18 protein-coding genes are annotated in these 14,134 nt (G+C 70.5%); 7 read left to right on the forward strand and 11 right to left on the reverse strand.

Translation table 11 applies throughout. The features are described 5' to 3' along the window. Positions 1 to 13 precede the first annotated feature (13 nt). A complete protein-coding gene (locus tag OHA21_RS31830; RefSeq protein ID WP_328461182.1) occupies positions 14 to 409 on the forward strand; it encodes a MerR family transcriptional regulator in 396 nt (131 codons plus the stop codon). Here OHA21_RS31830 and OHA21_RS31835 read toward each other — a convergent pair. Both OHA21_RS31835 and OHA21_RS31840 read right to left on the reverse strand, forming a co-directional pair. Next, a complete protein-coding gene (locus OHA21_RS31835) occupies positions 349 to 1,638 on the reverse strand; it encodes a class I SAM-dependent RNA methyltransferase (protein WP_328461184.1) in 1,290 nt (429 codons plus the stop codon). The genes OHA21_RS31830 and OHA21_RS31835 overlap by 61 nt on opposite strands. Beyond that, a complete protein-coding gene (locus OHA21_RS31840) occupies positions 1,635 to 3,668 on the reverse strand; it encodes an APC family permease (protein WP_328461186.1) in 2,034 nt (677 codons plus the stop codon). The genes OHA21_RS31835 and OHA21_RS31840 overlap by 4 nt, the downstream gene beginning before the upstream one ends. A gap of 113 nt (positions 3,669 to 3,781) precedes the next feature. Here OHA21_RS31840 and OHA21_RS31845 point away from each other — a divergent pair, with 113 nt between their 5' ends. Together OHA21_RS31845 and OHA21_RS31850 are read left to right on the forward strand one after the other, a co-directional pair. Continuing rightward, on the forward strand, positions 3,782 to 4,447 hold the full coding sequence (locus OHA21_RS31845; RefSeq protein WP_328461188.1) for a potassium channel family protein: 666 nt from the start codon (positions 3,782 to 3,784) through the stop codon (positions 4,445 to 4,447). Between the two features lies 1 nt (position 4,448). Further along, positions 4,449 to 5,129, forward strand: a complete 681-nt coding sequence (locus tag OHA21_RS31850) for a potassium channel family protein (protein WP_328461190.1) — start codon at positions 4,449 to 4,451, stop codon at positions 5,127 to 5,129. On the opposite strand, the gene OHA21_RS31855 is transcribed toward OHA21_RS31850, so the two are convergent. From OHA21_RS31855 to dut, 4 genes are all read right to left on the reverse strand, one after another. Continuing rightward, complete coding sequence (locus OHA21_RS31855; RefSeq protein WP_328461192.1) at positions 5,097 to 5,867, reverse strand: DUF3159 domain-containing protein; 771 nt, start codon at positions 5,865 to 5,867, stop codon at positions 5,097 to 5,099. The two genes, OHA21_RS31850 and OHA21_RS31855, sit on opposite strands and share 33 nt — an antisense overlap. After that, positions 5,864 to 6,241: an OB-fold nucleic acid binding domain-containing protein gene (locus OHA21_RS31860; RefSeq protein ID WP_328461194.1), complete on the reverse strand. Its 378-nt coding sequence runs from the start codon at positions 6,239 to 6,241 to the stop codon at positions 5,864 to 5,866. Before OHA21_RS31860 ends, OHA21_RS31855 begins: the two co-directional genes overlap by 4 nt. Before the next feature lie 86 nt (positions 6,242 to 6,327). Next, complete coding sequence (locus OHA21_RS31865; protein ID WP_328461196.1) at positions 6,328 to 6,972, reverse strand: DUF3710 domain-containing protein; 645 nt, start codon at positions 6,970 to 6,972, stop codon at positions 6,328 to 6,330. 16 nt (positions 6,973 to 6,988) lie between these two features. After that, the gene (gene dut / locus OHA21_RS31870; protein ID WP_328461198.1) at positions 6,989 to 7,456 is read right to left on the reverse strand and encodes a dUTP diphosphatase; all 468 of its coding nucleotides are present in this window, start codon (positions 7,454 to 7,456) and stop codon (positions 6,989 to 6,991) included. Positions 7,457 to 7,550: 94 nt separating this feature from the next. On the opposite strand from dut, the gene OHA21_RS31875 reads away from it, so the two are divergent. Then, positions 7,551 to 8,048 carry a DUF3093 domain-containing protein gene (locus OHA21_RS31875; protein WP_328461200.1) on the forward strand — a complete coding sequence of 166 codons (498 nt, stop codon included), beginning with the start codon at positions 7,551 to 7,553 and terminating at the stop codon, positions 8,046 to 8,048. Here OHA21_RS31875 and OHA21_RS31880 read toward each other — a convergent pair. Continuing rightward, on the reverse strand, positions 8,014 to 8,832 hold the full coding sequence (locus tag OHA21_RS31880; protein ID WP_328461202.1) for a hypothetical protein: 819 nt from the start codon (positions 8,830 to 8,832) through the stop codon (positions 8,014 to 8,016). The two genes, OHA21_RS31875 and OHA21_RS31880, sit on opposite strands and share 35 nt — an antisense overlap. Before the next feature lie 144 nt (positions 8,833 to 8,976). Beyond that, on the reverse strand, positions 8,977 to 9,273 hold the full coding sequence (locus OHA21_RS31885; RefSeq protein WP_023561654.1) for a DUF4193 domain-containing protein: 297 nt from the start codon (positions 9,271 to 9,273) through the stop codon (positions 8,977 to 8,979). A gap of 334 nt (positions 9,274 to 9,607) precedes the next feature. Here OHA21_RS31885 and OHA21_RS31890 point away from each other — a divergent pair, with 334 nt between their 5' ends. Then, entirely contained in the window at positions 9,608 to 10,156 is a 549-nt protein-coding gene (locus tag OHA21_RS31890) for a LytR C-terminal domain-containing protein (protein WP_328461209.1), read from the forward strand. Between the two features lie 14 nt (positions 10,157 to 10,170). On the opposite strand, the gene OHA21_RS31895 is transcribed toward OHA21_RS31890, so the two are convergent. Then, positions 10,171 to 10,992, reverse strand: coding sequence for an inositol monophosphatase family protein (locus OHA21_RS31895; RefSeq protein WP_328461211.1), 822 nt, complete (start codon positions 10,990 to 10,992; stop codon positions 10,171 to 10,173). 254 nt (positions 10,993 to 11,246) lie between these two features. Between OHA21_RS31895 and OHA21_RS31900 the strand changes: the two genes are divergently transcribed. Then, entirely contained in the window at positions 11,247 to 12,803 is a 1,557-nt protein-coding gene (locus tag OHA21_RS31900; protein WP_328461213.1) for an RNA polymerase sigma factor, read from the forward strand. A 246-nt stretch (positions 12,804 to 13,049) separates the two neighbouring features. Further along, complete coding sequence (locus OHA21_RS31905) at positions 13,050 to 13,292, forward strand: DUF7455 domain-containing protein (protein ID WP_328478645.1); 243 nt, start codon at positions 13,050 to 13,052, stop codon at positions 13,290 to 13,292. A 76-nt stretch (positions 13,293 to 13,368) separates the two neighbouring features. Here OHA21_RS31905 and OHA21_RS31910 read toward each other — a convergent pair whose 3' ends face one another. Then, the gene (locus OHA21_RS31910; RefSeq protein WP_328461215.1) at positions 13,369 to 13,602 is read right to left on the reverse strand and encodes a helix-turn-helix transcriptional regulator; all 234 of its coding nucleotides are present in this window, start codon (positions 13,600 to 13,602) and stop codon (positions 13,369 to 13,371) included. Further along, on the reverse strand, positions 13,602 to 14,102 hold the full coding sequence (locus tag OHA21_RS31915) for a hypothetical protein (protein WP_328461217.1): 501 nt from the start codon (positions 14,100 to 14,102) through the stop codon (positions 13,602 to 13,604). The genes OHA21_RS31910 and OHA21_RS31915 overlap by 1 nt, the downstream gene beginning before the upstream one ends. Positions 14,103 to 14,134 lie beyond the last annotated feature (32 nt).

The following is a 14,134-nucleotide window of genomic DNA, read 5'->3' on the forward strand; positions in this document are numbered from 1 at the left end:
GGAGGCCACAGAATTGCGCATCGGTGAGCTCGCGGCCCGGGCCGGCGTCAGCGTCCGCTCGGTCCGCTACTACGAGGAGCAGGGCCTGTTGTCCAGCGTGCGCAGCCCGAGCGGCCAGCGGCTCTACGGCGACAAGGAAGTCGAGCGGGTGGAGTTCATCCAGCGGCTCTACGCGGCCGGCCTGTCCAGCCGGACCATCGCCGACCTGATGCCCTGCGTCGAGTCCCCCAGCGAGGAGAACTCGGACGCCGCCCTGGACCGGATGGCCCTGGAACGCGACCGGCTCTCCCGGCACATCGACGAGCTGGCCCGCACCCGGGACACCCTGGACCGCCTGATCGTGGTGGCTCAGCGGGCGCGCGAGGAGCTGACCTCCGGCTCCAGCAGCGCCACGCACTCCACGTGCTGAGTCATCGGGAAGCAGTCGAAGGCCCGGATCCCGGTGGCGGTGTAACCCTCGGCCCGGAACGTCTTCAAGTCCCGGGCCAGGGCCGCCGGGTCGCACGCCACATAGGCGATCGCGCGCGGCCCGGCCGCCGCCACCGCCTTGACCACCTTCGCGCCGGCGCCGGCCCGCGGCGGGTCCAGCACCACCAGGTCGACCGGGCCGGTGACCCGCCGCCGGCTCAGCGCGGCATCCACCTTGGCGGTGACGATCTCCACGTTCGGCAGGCCGCCGAGGTTGGCACGGGCCGCGGCCACCCCGATCGAGGAGGACTCGACCACTGTGGTCCGGGCGCCGGTGCGAGCGGCCAGGGCCGCCGCGAACAGCCCGGCGCCGCCGTACAGGTCCCACGCGACCTCGCCTTCGGCGGGCCGCAACATCTTCAGCACCACACCGACAAGCGTGTCGGCGGCGGCCGGGTGCACCTGCCAGAAACCTTCCGGGGGTACGTGCCAAGCACGCCCACCGGCCACCTCGGTGACCTCCTCGGGCCCGGAGAGCCGGACCAGTCCCCCACCCGACGGGGCATCGGTGAGATCGTCCCCGGTCAGCGGTGACCGGCTGGCGAGCACCGCCACCTCACCGCCGGTGCTCGCGACCGCCTGCAGACCGTCCGCCTCCGGCCAGGTCCGCTTGAGCAGGTCGAGCTCCTGGATGGCCGGGTGCGCGATCCGGCACCGGTCGATCGCCACCACCTCGTGGGAGCGGTGCTTGAGCAGGCCCGGGCGGTCCGCGGCGTCCACCGAGTAGCGGATCCGGCTGCGCCAGCCCAGCAGCCGATCGGGTCCGGACGGGCCGGGGAGCGGCTCCACGCGTACGAAAATCCGGTCCTGATCCTCCGGGCTGAGCCCGGCCAGCCGTCCCAGCTGTTCCCGGACCACCGCGGTCTTCCACCGCAGCTGCGCGTCCTCGGTGGCATGCTGGAGGTCGCAGCCGCCGCAACCACCCGGATGGGCGAACGGGCAGGGCGGGGTGACCCGGTCCGGGGAGGCCTCGTGGATCTCCACCGCGTCGGCCCGCAGATAGCCGCGGTGCAACTCGGTGATCTCGGCGGTGACCCGCTCGCCGGGCAGCGCGTGCCGGACGAAGATCACCCGGCCGTGCGGTCCGCCGATCCGGGCCACGCAGTGCCCACCGTGGGCGGGCGCGCCCACGGTCACCTCGACCCGGTCGCCCTCGACCAGCTCGGTCATGACGGCTCCCTGTCGTTGCCGAACGGTTCGGCCTCCTCGGCCCGGTTGCGCGGGCCGCGGGCCGGTGCCCGGCTCAGACCGCGGTCCAGCCGCTCCAGATCGCGGTCCTGGCTGGAGCGCAGCTGCCACGGCACGCTGGTGACCATCACGCCCGGCTCGAAGAGCAGCCGGCCCTTGATCCGCAGCGCGCTCTGGTTGTGCAGCAGGTTCTCCCACCAGCGGCCGACCACGTATTCCGGCACGAAGACGGTGACCACGTCGCGCGGCGAGGAGCGGCGCACGCCCTTCACGAAGTCGATGATCGGCCGGGTGATCTCCCGGTACGGCGAGTCGACCACGGTCAGCGGCACCGGCACCTGACGCCGCTCCCACTCCTCCTGGATGTTGCGGGTGTCGTTGTCGTCCACGTTCACCGTCACCGCGGTCAGCGTGTCCGGCCGGGTCGCCTGCGCGTACGCGATGGCCCGCAGCGTCGGCATGTGCACCTTGCTGACCAGCACCACCGCGTGGTTGCGGGAGGGCAGCACGGGCCGCTCGTCGGTCGGCTTCAGCTCCTCGGCGACCCGGGTGTAGTGCCGGTGGATGGCCACCATGAGCCCGTAGATCACCACCATGGCGGCGATCGCGATCCAGGCGCCGAGCAGGAACTTGGTGATCAGCACGATGATCAGTACTGCCCCGGTAAGTCCCATTCCGAACGTGTTGATGGCCCGCGACCGGATCATGCGGCGCCGGCGTTCCGGGTCCCGCTGGGTGCGCAGCAGCCGGTTCCAGTGCCGGATCATGCCGGCCTGGGACAGCGTGAACGAGACGAAGACGCCGACGATGTAGAGCTGGATCAGCTTGGTGACCTCGGCCTCGAACGCCACGATCAGCACGAGCGCGGCGACCGCGAGGAACAGGATGCCGTTGCTGAAGGCCAGCCGGTCGCCGCGGGTGTGCAGCTGCCGGGGCAGGTACCGGTCCTGGGCGAGGATCGAGCCGAGCACCGGGAAGCCGTTGAACGCGGTGTTCGCGGCCAGGAAGAGGATCATCGCGGTCACCGCGCCGACCACGATGAACAGCACCGAGCCGGAGCCGAACACCGTCTCGGCGAGCTGGGTGGTCACCGTCTTCTGTACGTAGTTCGGTGGGCCGGCGAGGATCTGCAGGCTCTCGTTCTCCACGTACTGCAGGTGGGTGGCCCGGGCCAGCAGGATGATGCCGGAGAGCATGACGATCGCCAGACCGCCGAGCAGCATCAGCGTGGTGGCGGCGTTCCTGCTCTTCGGCGGCTTGAACGCGGGCACGCCGTTGGAGATGGCCTCGACACCGGTCAGCGCCGCACAGCCGGACGAGAACGTCCGTAACAGCAGGAAGACGAAGCCGATCTGGGTGAGGTGGTGCTCCTCGGCGTCGATCACCAGGTCGGCGCTGGGCGCCCGCAGGTCGTCACCGAGGATGAAGACCCGGACCAGCCCGGTGAGGATCATCCCGACGATCACGATGATGAACAGGTAGGTCGGCACCGCGAAGGCGGTCCCGGACTCGCGCAGTCCCCGCAGGTTGAGGGCGCTCAACAGGACCACCGCGGCGATCGCCACGCCGATCTTGTGCTCGGCCACCCAGGGCACCACCGAGCCGAGGTTGCTGACTCCGGAGGAGACCGAGACGGCGACGGTCAGGATGTAGTCCACCAGCAGGGCACTGGCCACCCCGAGCCCGAACTTCGGCCCCAGGTTGACCGTGGCCACCTCGTAGTCGCCACCGCCGGACGGGTACGCGTGCACGTTCTGCCGGTAGCTCGCGACCACCGTCACCATCACCACCGCGACGGCGAGCGTCACCCAGGGCGAATACACGTAGGCGGCGGCACCGGCGATCGAGAGGGTCAGCAGGATCTCGTCCGGCGCGTACGCCACGCTGGAGAGCGCGTCGCTGGCGAAGACCGGCAGTGCGATCCGCTTCGGCAGCAGCGTGTGTTTCAGCTTGTCCGAGCGGAACGGACGGCCGAGAAGCAGCCGTTTGGCGAGGGAGGTGGTACTGGCCACGAGTGCCAAGAGTACGGGCGGGCGACCACGCCCGTACCCCGCCCCGGACACCGTCGGCTAGAAGCGCATGGCAGGCTCACACTGGTCCGTAGTGATTCGGGAGGGCACGAACCGTGCACGTGGTGATCATGGGGTGCGGCCGGCTCGGTTCGACGCTGGCACAGAAGCTCGACGCGCAGGGTCATCACGTGGCCGTGATCGACCGCGACGCCGAGTCCTTCCGGCGGCTGGGCTCGGAGTTCGGCGGCGTGACGGTGAACGGGATCGGCTTCGACCGGGACGTGCTGCAGGCCGCCGGCATCGAACGGGCGGATGCGTTCGCAGCGGTCTCCAGCGGCGACAACTCCAACATCATCTCGGCCCGGCTGGCCCGCGAGACGTTCGGCGTGAGCCGCGTCGTGGCCCGAATCTACGACTCCCGGCGGGCCCAGGTCTACGAGCGGCTCGGCATCCCCACGATCGCGACGATCCGGTGGGCCGCCGACCGGATGTTCCGCTACCTGGTGCCGGAGGACCGCGTCGAGGTGTTCCGTGACCCGACCAGCGTGGTCAGCATCGTGGAGGCGCCGCTGCACCGGGACTGGATCGGCCGGCCGGTGAAGTCGCTGGAGGAGCGGACCGGCGCGCGGGTGGCGTACCTGACCCGGTTCGGGATGGGCCTGCTCGCCCAGCCCTCCACCGTCCTCCAGGACGGCGATCAGGTCTTCCTGCTGGTGACCGACGAGACCGTCGGCACGGCACTGGACATCTGCGAGCGCGCCGACAAGGAGGGCAACTGACATGCGCATCGCCATCGCCGGCGCCGGCAACGTGGGCCGGTCCATCGCGCAGGAGCTGATCGGCAACGGGCACGACGTGATGCTGATCGAGCGGCAACCCCGTCAGCTCTGCCCGGAACGGGTGCCGCAGGCCCAGTGGGTGCTCGCCGACGCCTGCGAGCTCAGCAGCCTGGAGGAGGCCGACCTGGCGTCCTGCGACGTCGTGGTGGCGGCCACCGGCGACGACAAGGCCAACCTCGTGGTGTCGCTGCTCGCCAAGACCGAGTTCGCGGTGGCCCGGGTGGTGGCCCGGGTGAACCGCGCCGAGAACGAGTGGCTGTTCACCGAGCAGTGGGGCGTGGACGTCGCGGTGAGCAAGCCCCGCCTGATGGCCGCCCTGGTCGAGGAGGCGGTCACGGTCGGCGACCTGGTCCGGCTGATGACCTTCCGCCAGGGCGAGGCGAACCTCGTCGAGATCACCCTCCCGCGCGACGCGCCGTACGAGGGGAAGCCGCTCCGCTCGGTGCCGATGCCCCGGGACGCCGCCCTGGTCGCCATCCTGCGCGGCAAACGGGTCCTGGTGCCCACCCCGGACGACCCGCTCGAGGCCGGCGACGAGCTGATCTTCGTGTGCACCAGCGACGTCGAGGATCAGATCCGCGCCGTGGTGCTAGGCGACGGCGGCCTCCCGGCGCTGGGCTGACGTCACCCGGTGGATCGCCCAGGCGGTGAACGCGAACGTGCCCGCGTAGATCGGCCAGCTCACCAGGATCCGCACGATGCCGAGCGCGTTGGCCTCACCGATGGCGTACAGGTACGCCTGGATGCCGGCCCGCACGCACAGTGAGGCCACCCAGAGCAGGGTCAGCCACTGGAAGGTCCGGAACAGCCGGGTGTTGCCGAACCAGTCCTGGCGGCCCTTGTTGGCCATGATGCCCCAGGCGTACCCGATCAGCGGCTTGCGGAAGACCACCGAGAGCAGCAGCACCGCGGCCTGACCGAAGGTCAGCAGGATGCCGGGCAGGTAGAAGTTCTTGGCATCCCCGGTACGCCACGCCAGCCAGGCGCCGATCGCGATGCCGAACAGGCCGTTCACCGCGTGTCGCACCGGCTGCCGGCGGATCAGCCGGACCGCGCCGATGCCCACCGCCGAGCCGACCGAGCCGATGATCGCCCAGAGCAGCGCCTCACGCTTCTCCAGGCCCACCACCGACTCGCCGAGCAGCACGTTGAGCACCACGAAGGCGAGCACCGGGAGGCTGGACTCGATCAGCCCGCGGACCCCGCCGAGCTGCTCGGAGATCTGCTCGCTCATCGACGGGAGCGGCTCGTCCTCATCGTCCTTGCGGACCTGATGAAGCTCCAGCTCCTCGACGACCTCCTCGGCGATCCGCTCCTCGACCGACTCGTGCGCGGCGTGGCGCGGCTCGCTGCCACTCACCGGGGCGCCTCCAGCTCGTAGTACGGGTTGTAGATCACCTTACGGTCGTCGCGGACCGCGATCCGGCCGCGCGCGGTGAGCTGGCGTCCCGGCTCGATGCCGGGGATCGACCGGCGTCCCAGGAAGACCAACGTGACCACGTCGCTGCCGTCGTAGAGGTCGGCCTCCAGCGTCGGCAGGTTGGTGCGTGGAGTGTACGCCACCGTCCGCAGTCGCCCTGACACCGAAACGACCTGACCCCGCTGACACTCCCCAGCCGGGACGGCGCCGCACTTGGCGCTGTCCCGCTGCAACTGCTCCGCGTCCAGCTCCGCCTCGGTCGCTGTCAACCGGTTGAGGAACCTGCGCAGACCGGTGCGCTCTTCGGTCGTCATGACTCCGCTGTCACCTTCCTCGACGCCATGCGGGTCTCGGGTCCACGGTACGCCCGATGGATCGTGGTGACATGGATCACTCCCGGCTATTCGGCCTGTTGACCCTGCTCGGCCATCTCCCGCGGCAGGCGCAACGGCAGCGGCTCGCGGACCGGCCGGGGCTCGTTGTCCCGGATCACCACCAGGCCGGACAGCACCTCGCCGAGCACGCCCTCGCGGCCCGGGTCGGAGGCGGCCGCACCCTGGTACAGCGCCCGGACCATCCAGCGGGGGCCGTCGACACCGACGAACCGCACGTCGGCCGGCCCGTCCGGGGTGTTCACCCGGGCCGCCAGCTCGATCCCGTACTTCCCGGTGAGCTCCTGCGGGCTGACCCCGTCGGCGGCCATCGCCTCGGCGATCTCGGCGCGCACCTCGTCCCAGATGCCCTCGGTCTTCGGCGCCGCGAAGACTCCCAGCTGCAGGGCGCTCTCGCCGTCCACCAGCACGATCTGCTCGACGCCGCCGTCCGGGTTGGCCTGCACCCGCACCTCGACGCCCTCGACCGCCGGGATCTGCAGGCTGCCCAGGTCGAGTCGCTGCACCCCGCCCGGCGCGTGCTTGGCGTCCCACGGGCCGAACTCGGGCGCCGGCGCGTCCCCGCCGGAGGCCAGGCTGTCGGCGAGCGCCTTCGAGGGCGGCGCGTCGGCCGCACGAACGTGCTTAGCGGCATCGCGCTTACGGGAGAACATCACTGCCACCTTCCGTTTAGTTCTGCTGCTCGGGCAGCGCTGCGTGGCCGCCGGTCGAACCGTGCCCGCCTGCCCCGCGCGCGGTGTCGTCGAGCATCTCCACCACGTCGAAGACGGCCCGCTCCACACGCTGAACCACGAGTTGGGCGATCCGGTCGCCCCGAGAAATCTTGACGGTGTTCCCCGGATCGTGATTGATCAGGATCACCATAATCTCGCCGCGGTAACCGGCGTCGACCGTACCGGGCGCGTTGAGCACCGTCACGCCGAGGCGAGCGGCCAGCCCCGAACGCGGATGCACCAGGCCCACGTACCCCTCGGGCAGAGCGATCGCCAGACCGGTCCGGACCTTGGCGCGGCCGCCGGGGGCGATCTCCACCTCCTCCGCGGCGAACAGATCCGCGCCGGCGTCACCGGGATGGGCGTACGCCGGCAGAGGCAGGTCCGGGTCGAGCCGGCGGACCTGGATGACCACATCGCTCACAACGAGGATTCCTCACCGGTACGGGTACTGCGGGCGGCACCTACCCTGCCATCCTGCCGTGCCGGGCAGCGGAGGCGCGCCGTACCCTTCGAGGGTGACACCCGAGTCCCCGGCGCGCACGGATGCGACCCACCGAGAACGGCTCAGCCTGCCGTGGTGGGCCTGGCCCGCCACCCTCACCGCCGGCGCGATCATCGCCACCGAGCTGGTCCTCGGCCTGCCCGACGTGCCCGGCTGGCTGCCGTACGCGGTGCTGCTCCCGCTCTCCGTGCTGCTGCTGATCCCGGCCGGCCGGCTCCGGGTGGCGGTCACCGCCGACGAGTTCCAGGTCGACGACGCCCGGCTGCCGGTCTCGGTGATCTCGGACGTGGTCGCGCTCGACGCCGCCGGCAAGCGCGAGGCGCTGGGCATCGGCGCGCACCCGCTCGCCTTCGTGGTCCAGCGGGCCTGGATCGGGCCGGCGGTGCAGGTGCTCCTGGACGATCCGGAGGACCCGACGCCGTACTGGGTGGTCAGCACCCGGCGCCCGGTCGAGCTCGCCACCGCGCTGCTCGAGGTCAGCCGTCGAGAACGCGCTGCCCGCTCGAACTGAGCTGCTTGCGCAGGTCCTCGCGGACCTTGTCGCCCACCGCCCGGGTCGCCCGGCGGTTCAGGTAACTGGCGACCGCCGCGCCGGTGAGCATCGGCCCCAGCGTGGTGAGGTTGCGCCCGAACCGCTTCAGCAGCGTCTTCTGCAGATCCTTGCGGGCCGCCGTGCCGAGCACCGCCGCGACACCCACGCCCGGGATCATCGGGTTCACCCCGCGCTGCCCGGACCAGGACTCGACCAGCTTCAGGGCACGCTCCGGCGCGCCGCCGGTGATCGGCTGCCGGTAGACCTCGTGCAGCTCCCCGATCAGTTTGATCTCGATCGCCACCACGGCGACCGTCTCGCTGGCCAGCAGCACCGGCGCCGAGAGCAGGGTCGGGGTCGCCACCCACTCGACCGACGCGATCCCGCCGCCGGCCGCACCCACCCCGGCGGTGGCCCGGGTGGCGTTGCGGATCAGCCGCTCGGCCAGCTCCTCGTCGTCCAGGCCGGGAAAGTGCCGGCGCAGCGTCTCGAGGTCACGCACCGGGACGTGCGGAGCCACGTCCCCCACCAGGTCGGCCATCCAGCGCAGCGCCGCCTTGGGGCGGAACAGCCGGCCGATGCCGCGGGCCCGGACGTCGCTGATGAGCCGCACCACCCGCCGCCGGCGCTCGGCCGGCTCGAGGTCGTCGGCGGTGACGGCCACGACGGCACGGCCCAGCTCCGGGTCGGCCTGGGCAGGCTTCAGCTCGCTACCCGGCGCGGACTCGGCACCGGGCTCGGTCACCCGATCGGCGTGGTTCATCGTCGTCCTCCCCAGCGGCGGTCACCGGTATCTGTGCCCGGTCACGCCTCAGGGTCAAACCCCGTTTTCCATCCCCGTGGCGAACGCCGTACGCCCGACCGCGGGATCCGCGATCGGGTGGTGGCGCGCTGCGCGCGAGTGCGCTCAGGCGCACTCGCGGCAGATCAGCTCCCCGTTGCGCTCCACAGCCAGCTGGCTGCGGTGGTGCACCAGGAAACAGCGGGCGCAACGGAACTCGTCGGTCTGCATCGGCAGCACCTTGACGGTCAGCTCCTCGTCGGCCAGGTCGGCGCCGGGCAGCTCGAAGCTCTCCGCCACCTCGACCTCGTCGACGTCCACTGCGCCCGACTGCGAGTCGGCGCGACGGGCCTTGAGCTCCTCGAGGCTGTCCTCGCCGAGGTCGACCTCATCGCGACGCGGGGCGTCGTAGTCGGTGGCCATCGGTCTTCACTCTCCTGTATCGATGTGTCGCTTGGCGTTAGTAACGCTTGCGACAAGGTTTCGGTTCCCGGTTCCGCTGGACGATTTCTGACACCCGGATCTACCCCGGCGAGCGCGGAACCTTACCGCTGCTGCGGCAGGGTTGTACGCGTTCCGGCGGCACATTGTTCCCGATGTGACTGAGGCGACATCAAAGTAGGGGCACCAGCGTCTGGATCATTGTCAACGCGCCGGAAGCATTCCCTGTTTCCGCGCGCCTGGCGGACAGACGCTAACCTCTCGACAAGTCCGGCGATGCCACCCGGGTCCGCCGTCCGATCCTGGAGCAAGCCCCATGAGCTTTGCGCGCGTCCGAGCGCTGGTCGTCGTCGGAGTGCTCGCCGTCGCCGCGCTGGTCTTCGTCGTCGTGGCTCTCGTGCGTGACTCACAGCGCGACGCCGCGAACGGCGGCGACTGCCCGGCCGGCGCCCCGCTGGCCGACGTCCGGCTGCCGGACGACCCGGGCGAGGTCACCCTCAAGGTCCTCAACGGCACCAGCAAGGCCGGCCTGGCCGAGCAGGTCACCGAGCAGTTCAAGAACCGCCGCTTCACCGTCCAGGACCCGGCCAAGAGCAAGACCAAGTTCAAGGGCGTCGCGGAGATCCGCTTCGGGCCGGAGGCGGTCGGCAAGGCACAGCTGCTGCGGGCGTATTTCCTGGCCCAGGCCGAGATGGTGTACAGCCCGAAGCGCAAGGGCGACGCCATCGAGGTCGTGATCGGCAACGAGTACCAGCAGCTGGCCACCACGACCGAGGTCAACCAGTCGCTGGTCGCGGTCGGCAACCCCACCCTGCCGCCGGGCGCCTGCCTCAAGCCGGTCGACGCGAAGGCCAAGGCCGACTGAGCCGCCGGCCCGTCCTACGGGCCACCGGCGGCGTCCAGCTCCACCAGGGCGTCGTGCAGCGCCGGGAAGATCGCCGGTGGCGCCGCGACCAGCATCTGTTTGCCGGCCGGCGCACCGGAGAGTCCGGCGACCGTGAGTCCGGCCTCCGCCGCGATCAGGCCTCCGGCCGCGTGGTCCCACAGGTTCAGGCCCTTCTCGTAGTAGGCGTCCAGCATGCCCTCGGCGACCAGGCAGAGGTCGAGGGCCGCCGCGCCGAGCCGCCGGATGTCACGCACTCGGGTGATCAATCGGGCCAGTACGGCCCCCTGATGCTCCCGGCGCCGCGGGTCGTAGCCGAATCCGGTGCCGACGAGTGTCTGGTCCAGCGTGGTCCGGGCCGAGCCGGTCAGCCGGCGGCCGTCACGCCACGCCCCGCCGCCCCGGGTGGCCGTCCACTCGTCGCCGGTGGCGGCGTTGCAGACCACCCCGGCAACCACCTCTCCGTCCCGCTCAGCGGCCAGTGAGACCGCGTACTGGGGCAGGCCGTAGAGGTAGTTCACCGTGCCGTCGATCGGGTCCAGGATCCACCGCACGGCGCCGGGCGCGACCGTCACGGAGTCCCCGTACTCCTCCCCCAGCACGCCGTCGCCGGGCCGTTCGGCCAGCAGCGCGTCCACCACCTGCCGCTCGACCGCCTTGTCGGCCGCCGTGACGACGTCGGTGTCGGTGCTCTTGGTCTGCACGTCGCCGATCGCCTCGTCGCGCATCCGCCGGGCCGTGGCAGCCGCCTGCCGGGCCACCCGGACAGCCACGGCCAGCAACTCGTCGGGCGTCGATACCGTCGAAATCTCGTTCACGTATGGGTCCTTTCCACCGTTAGCATTGTCGCGTCGACCGTCTCTGACGAGGTCGTCGGGCTCTAGCGGCGTGCTGGAGGCGGAGGATCTCGGTCGGCGGCGCTACAATTCACCCCTGCCCACGCTTCACGGACACTCACCTGCGGGACGGTCCGTGTCCCGAGGGCCCCCAAACCGACTCCAGCAAGCCTCGCCCCCGCGTGCTGCGCTGGATCCTGGCCGTGCCCAACCTCATCGCCTCCGGAAGGTCATTCGTGACAGAAGCCCACCAGAACGGTGCCGACGTTCGCTCTCTCACCGAGGCCTTGATCACCCATGCCCAGGGTGCGGGCGGGCAACTCACCTCGGCACAGGTTCAGCACACTCTCGAGGCCGCCGCGGTGAACACCGCCCAGGCCAAGAAGATTCTGCGCGGCCTCGTGGACGCCGGGATCACCGTGGTGGTCGACGGCTCGGCGAGCACTCGCCGCAAGGTCGCCGCGGCCCGGGCCGCTACGCCCGCCTCGAAGGCGACCACCGCCAAGACCGCTCCGGTCAAGAAGGCGGCGCCCGCCCCGAAGCAGGCCACGCCGGCCGGGGAGGGCGACACGCCGGCAGCGGCGAAGAAGGCCGCACCGGTCCGCAAGGTCACCGCCGCGGCCGCCAAGGCCACGCCGGCCCGCAAGGTCACCGCTGCCAAGGCCGCCAAGCCCGGCGAGGAGGGCCCCGGCGAGGAGATCGATCCCGAGGAGCTCGCCGCCGAGATCGAGGACGTCGTGGTCGAGGAGCCGCCCGCGATGGTCGCCGCCGCGGCCACCGACGCCGCCAGCTCGGCCACCGAGGGCGACTTCGAGTGGGACGACGAGGAGTCCGAGGCGCTCAAGCAGGCGCGCCGCGACGCGGAGCTCACCGCTTCCGCCGACTCGGTCCGCGCCTACCTCAAGCAGATCGGCAAGGTCCCGCTGCTCAACGCGGAGCAGGAGGTCGAGCTCGCCAAGCGGATCGAGGCCGGCCTCTACGCCGCCGAGCGGCTGCGGGCCGCCGACGAGGGCGAGGAGGCGCTCGAGCGCAACTTCGAGCGCGACCTCAAGTGGATCAACCGGGACGGCGAGCGGGCCAAGAACCACCTGCTCGAGGCCAACCTGCGGCTCGTGGTCTCGCTGGCCAAGCGCTACACCGGTCGCGGCATGGCGTTCCTGGACCTGATCCAGGAGGGCAACCTCGGCCTGATCCGCGCGGTCGAGAAGTTCGACTACACCAAGGGCTACAAGTTCTCCACGTACGCCACCTGGTGGATCCGGCAGGCCATCACCCGCGCCATGGCCGACCAGGCCCGCACCATCCGCATCCCGGTGCACATGGTCGAGGTCATCAACAAGCTCGGCCGCATCCAGCGTGAGCTGCTCCAGGACCTGGGCCGCGAGCCCACCCCGGAGGAGCTCGCCAAGGAGATGGACATCACGCCGGAAAAGGTGCTGGAGATCCAGCAGTACGCGCGTGAGCCCATCTCGCTGGACCAGACCATCGGCGACGAGGGCGACAGCCAGCTCGGTGACTTCATCGAGGACTCCGAGGCGGTCGTCGCGGTCGACGCCGTGTCGTTCTCGCTCCTGCAGGACCAGCTCCAGCAGGTCCTGCAGACGCTCTCCGAGCGGGAGGCGGGCGTGGTCCGGCTCCGCTTCGGCCTGACCGACGGCCAGCCGCGTACGCTGGACGAGATCGGCCAGGTGTACGGGGTGACCCGTGAGCGGATCCGGCAGATCGAGTCCAAGACGATGTCGAAGTTGCGACACCCGTCGCGGTCGCAGGTCCTTCGCGACTACCTGGACTAGGGCCGATTAGTCAACATTACGTGTCCATTTGGTCACCACCCGTACATCAACGGGTGGTGATCAGACCGTTGTGCAGAAGTGATCGTTGACGTGGCACCCTTGGATCACGGCACACTAGCCAGACCAGCGTGTGACTTCGGTCCCCCCGGGGCACTCTGGGAAGGCTGCAACGGTGCAGGGTGTTGCACGATGTGTGAGCAGTAGCCGAGGAACATGTTCATCGGTGACGAACAGAGGAGGAAGGCGATGACCCCGACCCTCACGCCGCCGGCGGGAAGCCTGGCCGGCCCAGCAGCCGATGAACGGTGCGACCGCTGCAATGCAGCAGGGAAGCTCCGTTTGACCCTGGCAGGCGGTGGCGAGCTCGTGTTCTGCGGCCACCACGCCAACCGGTATGCCGAGGACCTGGTGAAGATCGCGGTGCAGTATTCCGCTGACCCGGACTTCACCTGGCGCGGCGCGGTCAAGATGTCGAACTCCACCAACTAGCAACAGCAGCGGTCCCCCGACTGAGGCGTCAGAAGAAGGGGCGCTCCTCCTGGAGCGCCCCTTCTGCATGCCTGATTCAGCCCCAGAGCTCCTCAACGGGCGCACCCAGGGCCCGGGCCACCTTGATGGCCAGATAGACCGAGGGGGCGTAATCGCCGGTCTCCATCGCGATGATGGTCTGCCGGCTGACCTCGACCGCCGAGGCGAGACCCTGCTGGGTCAGCCCGGCCTCCTTGCGGGCCACCCGGATCCGCCCGCCGGCCGCTCCACCCGCCTCAGGGGCCCGCACCGGGCCGGAGACCGGGGACATCAGTTCTCCTCGTCCTCGACGATCTCGGCTTCCTTACCCCGGCGGCGGCGCGTCTCCCAGGTCACGAAGCCGACCGCCACCAGTCCGCCGATGGCGCCGCCGATCACCGCTCCGGTGAGGCCGTTCCCCTCCGGGCCGCGGAAGGCGAAGACTGCGCCGAAGACGAAGAGCAGCAACGGCAGGCCGCTGAGGACCGAGAGACCGAACTGTTTGCGGGTCCGGATCTGGGTCCGCGGCCTGATCCCGCGGCGGCTCAGGTAGGCCGTGCTGATCAGGAACGGCAACTGGAACGCCACGAGCATGACGCCCAGCGGCAGCACCGCGGGCCGGCCCAGGGTCCAGACCAGGACCGCCGCGACCCACGGCAACAGCAGGATCTGCAGCGAGGACGCCACGGCGAGCCCTTCGTACCACCGGAAGCGCTCGTGTTCGTCGCCGTAGATGTCGCCGTCGAGATCCAGGTTCCAGCGCACCACCCGATCGAGCATCGTCGTCGTCATGCATCCATCTTGATGTTAAGTCCACTTGACGT

Origin of the sequence: Actinoplanes sp. NBC_00393, from assembly GCF_036053395.1 — a bacterium.
In the GTDB taxonomy this organism is placed as follows: domain Bacteria; phylum Actinomycetota; class Actinomycetes; order Mycobacteriales; family Micromonosporaceae; genus Actinoplanes.